Consider the following 9285-nt stretch of genomic DNA (forward strand, 5'->3'; position numbering starts at 1 on the left):
CCACGGTGGACTGGAGCGACATCCCCGTGGCCCTGGAGGATATCGAACGCATCGAGGTGTTCCGCGGCCCCAACACGGTCAGCTACGGCGCCAACGCGTTGATGGCCGTGGTCAACATCCTTACCCGCAACCCTGCCGACAGCCATGGCACGCGGCTGAAGATGACCCGCGGCCAGGACGGCATCAACGATTTCTACGCCAGCCACGGTTTCGGCTGGGATGGTGGCGACATGCGCCTGTCGCTGTCCGGCCAGCAGGACGATGGCTTTGACGAGAACCAGTTCGGCCAGGACTACCGCGACAGCCGCCGGCTGAACCGCTTCAACCTCAGCGTCAGCCACAACCTGGCGATCGACCAGACCCTGGAATGGCAACTGGCGGTAAAGGAAGGCAGTAACCAGCGGCCTTATACTTACCAGCCGGTGTTCCCCTATGTCACCGAACGGGGCGACAACGCCGACGTCAATGCCAAGGACTATGCCGGCTCCGTACGCTGGAACATCGACTTCAACCCCGAGCACAGTCTTTACGTCCAAGGCTCGGCCCAGCATTTCGACCGCGAGCAGGTCTGGCGCGCCTGCGATGCGGCGCTGTCGTTCAGCCCCGAACTGACCCGGCTGTGGCAAATGAACCCCAACTATGCCGAGCAGGTGGCACGCGGCGCCAACAACCCGCCCCCCAGCAGTAACCCCGAGGAGCAGGCTCTGGTCGATGTAATCAAGGACCAGTGGAACAATCGGGGCGGCAAGAACGTGGTCTGCGGCGACGTCGACCAGAGCACCCGCGAAACCCGTTACGACCTGGAGATCCAGGACACCCTGAGCCTGACCGACAGCCTGCGCCTGCTCAGCGGCATGAACTACCGCTATGATCGTGCCGACTCGCAGACCTACTTCAATGGCAGCATCGACGACCAGACCTGGCGCCTGTTCGGCCAGCTGGAATGGCGCGCCGACGAGCACTGGATCCTGCAGGGCGGCGCCATGTTCGAGGACTCGCGCCTGTCCGGCAGCTCGCTGACCCCGCGGGTGGCGGTCAACTACCTGATCACCCCCCGCCATGGCCTGCGTGCAGTGTATTCCGAGGCTGTGCGCTCGCCAGACATGTTCGAGAACAACGTCAACTGGAGCTATACGGTCAAGAACCTGACCCCCGCCGCGTTCGGCCAGAAGAACGCCGAGTACTTCGTCAAGACCCGCGGCCCGGGCGACCTCGACCAGGAACGCATGCGCTCTCGCGAGCTGGGCTACAACGGCTACTTCAGCGACATCGACCTGAACATGGATGTGAAGCTGTTCTACGACGAGATCACCGGAATGATCAGCGAGCCCCTGAAGAACAACCAGTACATCGCCAGCAATGCCAACAAGGCCCGTTTCAGCGGCAGCGAGGCGCAACTGGACTGGCGCCCGACCCTGCGCGACCGCCTGCGCCTGACCTACGCCTACGTGGATGCCTGGGCCAGCAACCCCGCCGACCGCCGCCTCAGCGCCCGCAACAGCGGCTCGGCCGGGTGGATGCGCGAGTGGGGTGACGGCTGGTCCAGCGCGCTGTTCTATTACGGTGACGATGCACTCAACCAGTACCGCTACGAGCGCCTGGACCTGCGCCTGGCCAAGCGTTTCCGGGTGTATGGCAGCCACCTGGAGCTGGCCGCGCTGTGGCAACAGCGCCTGGACGATGAGCCGACCACGGCAATCCAGAACCGCTACGACAGCCGTCACCGGCTGAGCGTGAGCGCGGAGCTGGAGTTCTGATGGCCCTGCTGCTGCGCCTGTTGCTGTTGTGCCTGTGGCCGATGGGGCCGCTGTCAGCCAGCGAAATCGTATTGGTAGGCGCGGAAGACCAGCCCGGTATTCGCGGTTTCGTCGCTGCGCTGGAAAGCCGCCGGCCGCAAGATCATGTGCATTTCCAGACCACCGCCGACCTGCCACGGCCGAGCAAGCTCAAGGCTGACCAGCGCCTGATCCTGCTGGACAACGCCGCACTGGAATGGCGCCTTGGGGAAACCGCCGGCCCGCCGGCTCTGGCCATGAGGGTCAGCCGGGTACAGGCTGAACAGCGCCTGGGAAAGTCGCGGCCCGCGTTCCTCACGCTGTTGTGGAGCGACCCGCCCCTGGCCCGGCAGCTGCGCCTGGCGCGCTACCTGCTGCCGCAGGCCCAGCGCATTGGGGTGTTGTACGGTGAGCACAGCAGCTTTCTGCTCGAAGAGCTGCGTCATGCCGCCCGCGCGTTGGGCCTGGAGATCATTGCCCAGGACTGGCCCGACCCGCGCGACAGCCGCCCTCTGCAACATTTGTTGGCCAACAGTGACGTGCTGCTGGGCCTGGACGACGCCGACCTGTTCAACTCCAAGACTGCGAAGAACCTGCTGTTGAGCAGCTATGGCCGGCAGATGGCGCTGATCGGCCCGAACGCCGGGTTCGTCCGCGCCGGCGCCCTGGCCAGCACCTTCAGTGACCAGGACGATTGGCTGGCGGTGCTCGACCAGTTGCTCGACCAGCCACCGGCGCGCTGGCCGCGCAGCCTGTACCCGGCACGCTTCGGCGTCAGCGGCAACCAGCAGGTGGCACGCGCCCTGGGCCTGGAACCGATCGATCCGAACGCCGCCGCCAAGGCCCTGGCCGAAGGAGAACCCACCCCATGAGCAAACGCCTGAGCTGGGACATTCACACCCGCACCCAGATCATCAGCCTCGGCCCTGCCCTGCTGCTGACCTTGCTGCTGATCAGCTTTTTCACCTTCGTGCGTATCCAGGACCTGCGCCAGGAACTGAACCACACCGGTCAACTGATCGCCAACCAGCTGGCGCCAGCCTCGGAATACGGGGTGATCTCGGGCAACAACGAAGTGCTCGAGGGCCTGATGCGCGCCACGCTCAGCATCCCCCACGTGCGCTTCCTCGAGGTGCAGGACAGCCGCAACCACATCCTGGTGTACGTGGAGCAGTCCGACGAAAGCGCCAACCGCGCGCAACGCGTCGAAGTGTTCCAGGCGCCCATCCGCCTGCAGCAGATCCGCCTGGACAGCGACTTCCTGCAACAGGGCAAGGCCACCACCCCGGCCATCGGCGACGATTACCTGGGCCGGGTGATCGTCGGCATGTCCGATGACGCCTTCAGCCAGCGCCAGCAGGAAATCGTGATCAAGGCCGGTATCCTCGCGCTGTTCGCCCTGCTGTTTACCTTCCTGCTGGCACGCCGCCTAGCCCTGAGCCTGGCCAAGCCGATCAGCGACATGGGCCATGCGGTCAAGGCCATCCAGCAGGGCGAGTACCACACCCTGTTGCCGGTGGTCGATGACAGCGAACTGGGCCATCTGGCACGCCACATCAACAACCTGGCCCACGCCCTGGAGCAGGCCAGCAACGAACAGAAGCAGGCCATTGCCGAGCTGATCCAGGCCCGCGAGGAGGCCGAACAGGCCAACCGCGCCAAATCGGACTTCCTGGCGATGATGAGCCACGAACTGCGCACGCCGATGAATGGCGTGCTGGGCATGCTGCAGTTGCTGGAAACCACGCAGCTGAACAGCGAACAGGCCGAGTACACCGCAGTAGCCAGCGAGTCCACCGGGCACCTGCTCAAGGTCATCAACGACATCCTCGACTTCTCGCGCATCGAACGCGCCGCGCTGCAACTGGAACACATCGACTTCAACCTGGGCGAGCTGATCACCAGCAGCGTCCAGTCGTTCCAGCACAGCGCCCAGCAGCGCGGCCTTGCCCTGCACCTGCAACTGCCGGCGGGTATCGAGCAGTTGCAGGTGAACGGCGACCCCACGCGCATCCGCCAGATCCTGCTGAACCTGGTCGGCAACGCGCTGAAATTCACCGAACGCGGCCAGGTGCAGGTCGAGGCGCGCTGGCAGGTGCTCGACCGCCAGCTGATCTGGCTGACCTGCAGTGTGCGCGACACCGGTATCGGCATCGATAGCGAGCGCCTGGAAATGATGTTCGTCGCCTTCCAGCAAGCCGACAGCTCGATTTCCCGCCGCTATGGCGGCACCGGGCTGGGCCTGTCGATTGCCCGCACCCTGGCCGAACGCATGGGCGGCAAGCTGCGCGGTGAAAGCCGTGAAGGCCTGGGCTCGACCTTTACCCTGGAGATGCCTCTGGCCCTGGCCAGCCCTGCCCCGGTCGCGCTGACGCCGCCAAGCGCTGCACCACCGGCGGTGGCCGACAATGATCAGGTGCTGCTGGTAGAGGACAATCCGGTCAACCAAAGCGTCATCGAGGCCATGCTGCGTAGCCTCGGGCTGGCAGTATGCACGGCCGAGGACGGCCTGGAGGCGGTCGAACGGGTCAGCCGGCAGCGTTTTGCCGCCGTGCTGATGGACTGCCGCCTGCCGCACCTGGACGGCTATGAAGCCACCCGGCGCATCCGCCAGCTGCCCAACGGCGCCAGGCTACCGATCATCGCCCTGACCGCCAACGCCTTGCAGGGCGACCGCGAGCGTTGCATGGCGGCCGGCATGGACGATTACCTGAGCAAACCCTTGCGCCGCACCGAACTGCAGCGGGTGCTACAGCGCTGGCTACCCGGTCAGACAACCGCGACTGGCGATAAATGCTAAAGTGCGGCAGTCTTAAACACTGGACAGGACCTTCATCGGACCTGAAAATAGACCTTTCAGTGCACACCTGTACTTCTTTGACCGGGTGCACTGTGACTTTCACCACAACGCAATAGTCTACCTGTAGGCTGCCGCCCCGGACGCGATGCGTATCGGGCCGGCCGGGAAGATTCATCCCCTGCCGCAGGGGGTTATTGAGGAGCTCGCATGACCAAACAACACGCCTTTACTCGGGAAGACCTGCTGCGCTGCAGTCGCGGTGAGCTGTTCGGCCCAGGTAATGCGCAACTGCCCGCGCCGAACATGCTGATGGTCGATCGCATCACCCATATCAGCGAAGAAGGCGGCAAGTACGGCAAAGGTGAATTGGTCGCCGAGCTGGATATCAATCCGGACCTGTGGTTCTTCGCCTGCCACTTCGAAGGCGACCCGGTAATGCCAGGCTGCCTGGGCCTCGACGCCATGTGGCAGCTGGTAGGTTTCTTCCTCGGCTGGCAGGGCCTGCCAGGCCGCGGTCGCGCCCTGGGTTCGGGCGAGGTGAAGTTCTTCGGCCAGGTACTGCCGCAAGCCAAGAAAGTCACTTACAACATTCACATCAAGCGCGTCCTGAAGGGCAAGCTGAACATGGCCATCGCCGATGGCTCGGTCAGCGTCGACGGCCGCGAGATCTACACTGCCGAAGCCCTGCGGGTCGGCGTGTTCACCTCCACTGACAATTTCTAAGGGTTATTCGCATGCGCCGCGTCGTTATCACTGGTCTGGGCATCGTATCGTGCCTGGGCAATGACAAAGCTACCGTCACCGAAAACCTGCGCAACAGCCGTCCGGGTATCCGTTACAACCCGGAATACAAGGAAATGGGGCTGCGTAGCCAGGTTTCCGGGTCCATCGACCTCAACCTCGAAGAACTGATCGACCGCAAGGTCTACCGCTTCGTCGGCCACGCTGCTGCCTACGCCTACCTGGCGATGCAGGATGCGATCAAGGACGCTGGCCTGACCGAAGAGCAGGTTTCCAACCCGCGTACCGGCCTGGTGGCTGGCTCCGGCGGCGCCTCGACCCTGAACCAGATGGAAGCGCTGGACACCCTGCGCGAGAAAGGCGTCAAGCGCGTCGGCCCATACCGCGTTACCCGCACCATGGGCAGCACCGTTTCGGCGTGCCTGGCCACCCCGTTCAAGATCAAGGGCATCAACTACTCGATCTCGTCGGCCTGCGCCACTTCGGCACACTGCATCGGCACCGCCCTGGAGCAGATCCAGTGGGGCAAGCAGGACATCGTCTTCGCCGGTGGCGGTGAAGAAGAGCACTGGAGCCAGTCGTTCCTGTTCGATGCCATGGGCGCCCTGTCGACCAAGCGCAACGAAACCCCGGAACTGGCCTCGCGCGCCTACGACGCCGACCGTGATGGCTTCGTCATCGCCGGCGGTGGCGGCATGGTAGTGGTCGAGGAGCTGGAACACGCCCTGGCCCGTGGCGCCAAGATCTACGCGGAAATCGTCGGCTACGGCGCCACTTCCGACGGCTACGACATGGTTGCCCCGAGCGGCGAAGGTGCCATCCGCTGCATGCAGCAGGCGCTGTCGACCGTCGACACTCCGATCGACTACCTGAACACCCACGGCACCTCGACCCCGGTCGGTGACGTTGCCGAGATCAAGGGTGTTCGCGAAGTATTCGGCGACAAGGCACCGAAGATCAGCTCGACCAAGAGCCTGTCGGGTCACTCGCTGGGTGCTGCGGGCGTGCACGAGGCGATCTACTGCCTGCTGATGATGGAAAACAACTTCATCGCCGGCTCCGCCAACATCGACGAGCTGGACCCGGAGGTCGCCGACCTGCCGATCCTGCGCAAGACCGAAGAAAACGCCAAGATCGACACGGTCATGAGCAACAGCTTCGGCTTCGGCGGCACCAACGCCACCCTGGTGCTCAAGCGCTGGGAAGGCAAGTAAGACGCTGCTGCGGTAAACGAAAACGCCCCGACTGGTTCGGGGCGTTTTCATTTGTATCGCCTGTACTGGCCTTTCGCGGGTAAACCCGCTCCCACAGGTACAGCGCCGGTTCAAGAGCAGCGCGGCCCCTGTGGGAGCGGGTTTACCCGCGAAAGGGCCAGCACAAGCGAAATACTATTGCTTGGGCAACACAGCCAGAAAATTCTCCCTGGCCACCTTGTTGGCAACTTGTTCCGGCAATGCATCCAGAAACGGCCTGAACCCGTGCATCTGCTCCCCAAGGCTGCCAAACCGCCCTACCACATCCGAACCCAGCATGAACCGCTCCGGGAACTTCTCGACCAGTGCCAGCCACTCCTTGCGCGGCACGCCCCGGTCATCCAGCAGATAAGGCTCCAGTACGCTCCACGACAAATCGATATAAAGATTCGGATAATCTTCCAGCAACCGCGTCAGTACCGGCAGCAGAAAGTCCATCTGCGTCTGGTGCCGATGAATCTCCATGCTGCTGCCGGCGTGCGCCCAGATGAACCGCGTGTGCGGGTGATTGCGCAGCGGCTCTTCGATCTCGGCAAGGTACAGCGGGTTGCGCTCGCGCTTGGAGGTGATGTTGGAATGCAGCAACACCGGCAGGTCGCGCTCGGCCGCCAGGTGATAGATACGCGTCATGGCTTCGTTGTTGGCGCGCGGCGTTTCGCCCGTGGTCAGTGCGGTCAGGTCATCGTGGCGGGTGAACACCTCGCCAATGCCCTGCCACAGCCCCGGATGCAGATCGAGCATGCGCTCGATATGGCTGACGGCATTCTTGTCGACCGGGTTGAAGCCGGTCAGGAACGGATGAAAGCGTTTACGCTGCGCGTCCGGCAACTGCTGTAGTGCCGCAGCCACATAGGTGTCGGTGGCGCTGTACCAGTAGGCATCGGCATCGTCACCGGCGTAGTAGCGCGGGCGCTTGGGCTCGTCTTCATGCCACTTCTTGGCCACCGGCACGCCGGAAATCATCGACTGCTCGATACCAGCGGCATCCATGGCCTCGATCAGCGCCGGCATGCCTTCGCTTTCCTGGAAGAAATCGACGTAATGCAGGTGGGCATCACTGTAGCGGTAGTCGCGCGCCTGCGCCGCCTGGCACAGCGAGGCGGATAACAGCACGCAGGCAAGCGCTCTGGCGATCATGGGGCAGGTCCTTCTTCGGCTACGAACCCAATAGACCGGCCGACAAACGAGACGGTTCAGCCGGGGCCGGCAAAACGCTATGCTTGGGGCATTTCCCCTCCCCTGGAGCCTTTGCCATGAGCAGCCCTCTGGTCATCCACCCACGTGCCGAATCGGTCGAGGGCCAGCCGATCCTGCGCCCGCTGCCGTCGGCCCAGTGCCGCAGCGTCGGCCCGTTCGTGTTTTTCGACCACATGCTCGAAACCGACTACGCCCCGGGGCATGGCATGGACATCCGCCAGCACCCGCATATCGGCCTGTCGACCCTTACCTACCTGTTCGAAGGGGCAATCCTGCACAAGGACAGCCTCGGCTCCGCGCAGCGAGTGCTGCCGGGCGACGTCAGCTGGATGACCGCAGGCAGCGGCGTGGCCCATATCGAGCGCACACCTGAAGATGCCCTGGCCCATGGCTCACGCCTGCATGGGTTGCAGGTCTGGCTGGCATCACCGCGCGAGCATGAACAGGGCCCGGCGAGCTACAGCCACCACCCGGCGGCCAGCCTGCCGGTCAGTGACAGCCTGGGGGTGCGCATCTGCATGATTGCCGGCAGCGGGTTCTGCCTGGAATCGCCGGTGCCGGTGCTATCCCCTACCCTTTACGCACATGTACAGATGCAGCCGGCGACCACGCTGCTGGTGCCGAACGAGCATGCGCAGCGGGCGCTGTATCTGCTCGATGGTGAGCTGATGATGAATGACGAGGACGTGGAACCGTGCAGCCTGGTGGTCCTGCCGGAGGGCGAAGAGGTGACGCTGTATGCGCAAGGTGAGTGCCAGCTGGTGCTGATTGGCGGCGCACCACTGGATGGGCCGCGGCGGATGAACTGGAATTTTGTCGCCAGTGATGTGGAGCTGATCGAACAGGCCAGGGCCAAGTGGGCTGCGGGGGACTGGCCGGTGGTGCCGGGGGAAACCTCCAGGATCGAGTTGCCTAGGTGATTTGGGGCTGCTTTGCAGCCCATCGCGACACAAGGTGTTCTGGTCAAGTATTTCCGGACACCAGTTACGGTGATCAAGCCGCCTGCTGCTCCATAGCTATTGGCGACAAGTAGTTGTTGTAGCTATGGAGCCTGATTCGGTTGTATCGCATGAAGAAGCTGGTCATGTCCTGCTTGGCTTCTTCAATTTCCTTGTAGCCCTTGGGCGGCACCCATTCTGACTTGAGTGTCCCAAAGAAACGCTCCGTCGGTGCGTTGTCCCAGCATTGTCCCCTCCGGCTCATGCTCTGCGTTATCCCATGCTCAAGCAGCTCGGACTGGAAGCGCTGGCTGGTGTATTGGCAGCCTTGATCCGAGTGAAACATCAAGCCTGCATGCTTGCCCCTAACCCCTACCGCCATCCTCAGCGCCTTGCTAACCAAGTTGGCGTCGTTGATCAGGGAAAACGCCCAGCCAACGATCCGACGCGCGAACAAATCAATCACTACTGCTAGGTGATACCAGCGCTTCCCGACCATCAAACTGGTCACATCACCGCACCAGACCTGGTTAATTGCTGTTGGCTCAAAGTTACGCGCGAGCAGATTCTTGGCCACAAAC

8 protein-coding genes are annotated in these 9285 nt (G+C 63.3%); 6 read left to right on the forward strand and 2 right to left on the reverse strand.

Annotated features, from left to right (window positions below; translation table 11 throughout):
• The 5 genes from JV551A3_RS21510 to fabB all read left to right on the forward strand — a co-directional run.
• Window positions 1–1757, forward strand: a 1757-nt coding sequence (locus JV551A3_RS21510) for a TonB-dependent receptor plug domain-containing protein (RefSeq protein WP_133979105.1), incomplete at its 5' end; no start/stop codon positions are given.
• Window positions 1757–2647 carry an ABC transporter substrate-binding protein gene (locus tag JV551A3_RS21515; protein ID WP_133974154.1) on the forward strand — a complete coding sequence of 297 codons (891 nt, stop codon included), beginning with the start codon at window positions 1757–1759 and terminating at the stop codon, window positions 2645–2647. The genes JV551A3_RS21510 and JV551A3_RS21515, both read left to right, overlap by 1 nt.
• Window positions 2644–4575, forward strand: coding sequence for an ATP-binding protein (locus JV551A3_RS21520; RefSeq protein ID WP_133974156.1), 1932 nt, complete (start codon window positions 2644–2646; stop codon window positions 4573–4575). The genes JV551A3_RS21515 and JV551A3_RS21520 overlap by 4 nt, the downstream gene beginning before the upstream one ends.
• A gap of 207 nt (window positions 4576–4782) precedes the next feature.
• Window positions 4783–5298: a 3-hydroxyacyl-[acyl-carrier-protein] dehydratase FabA gene (gene fabA, locus JV551A3_RS21525; protein WP_112252975.1), complete on the forward strand. Its 516-nt coding sequence runs from the start codon at window positions 4783–4785 to the stop codon at window positions 5296–5298.
• Between the two features lie 11 nt (window positions 5299–5309).
• Window positions 5310–6530, forward strand: a complete 1221-nt coding sequence (gene fabB / locus JV551A3_RS21530; protein WP_133974158.1) for a beta-ketoacyl-ACP synthase I — start codon at window positions 5310–5312, stop codon at window positions 6528–6530.
• A gap of 174 nt (window positions 6531–6704) precedes the next feature.
• Here fabB and JV551A3_RS21535 read toward each other — a convergent pair whose 3' ends face one another.
• Window positions 6705–7706 carry an amidohydrolase family protein gene (locus JV551A3_RS21535; protein WP_133974160.1) on the reverse strand — a complete coding sequence of 334 codons (1002 nt, stop codon included), beginning with the start codon at window positions 7704–7706 and terminating at the stop codon, window positions 6705–6707.
• Between the two features lie 116 nt (window positions 7707–7822).
• Here JV551A3_RS21535 and JV551A3_RS21540 point away from each other — a divergent pair, with 116 nt between their 5' ends.
• On the forward strand, window positions 7823–8686 hold the full coding sequence (locus JV551A3_RS21540) for a pirin family protein (protein WP_133974162.1): 864 nt from the start codon (window positions 7823–7825) through the stop codon (window positions 8684–8686).
• A gap of 73 nt (window positions 8687–8759) precedes the next feature.
• Here JV551A3_RS21540 and JV551A3_RS21545 read toward each other — a convergent pair.
• A partial coding sequence (locus tag JV551A3_RS21545) for an IS3 family transposase (protein ID WP_133979107.1) occupies window positions 8760–9285 on the reverse strand: 526 nt, incomplete at its 5' end.

Source organism: Pseudomonas inefficax, from assembly GCF_900277125.1.
Classification (GTDB): Bacteria; Pseudomonadota; Gammaproteobacteria; order Pseudomonadales; family Pseudomonadaceae; genus Aquipseudomonas; species Aquipseudomonas inefficax.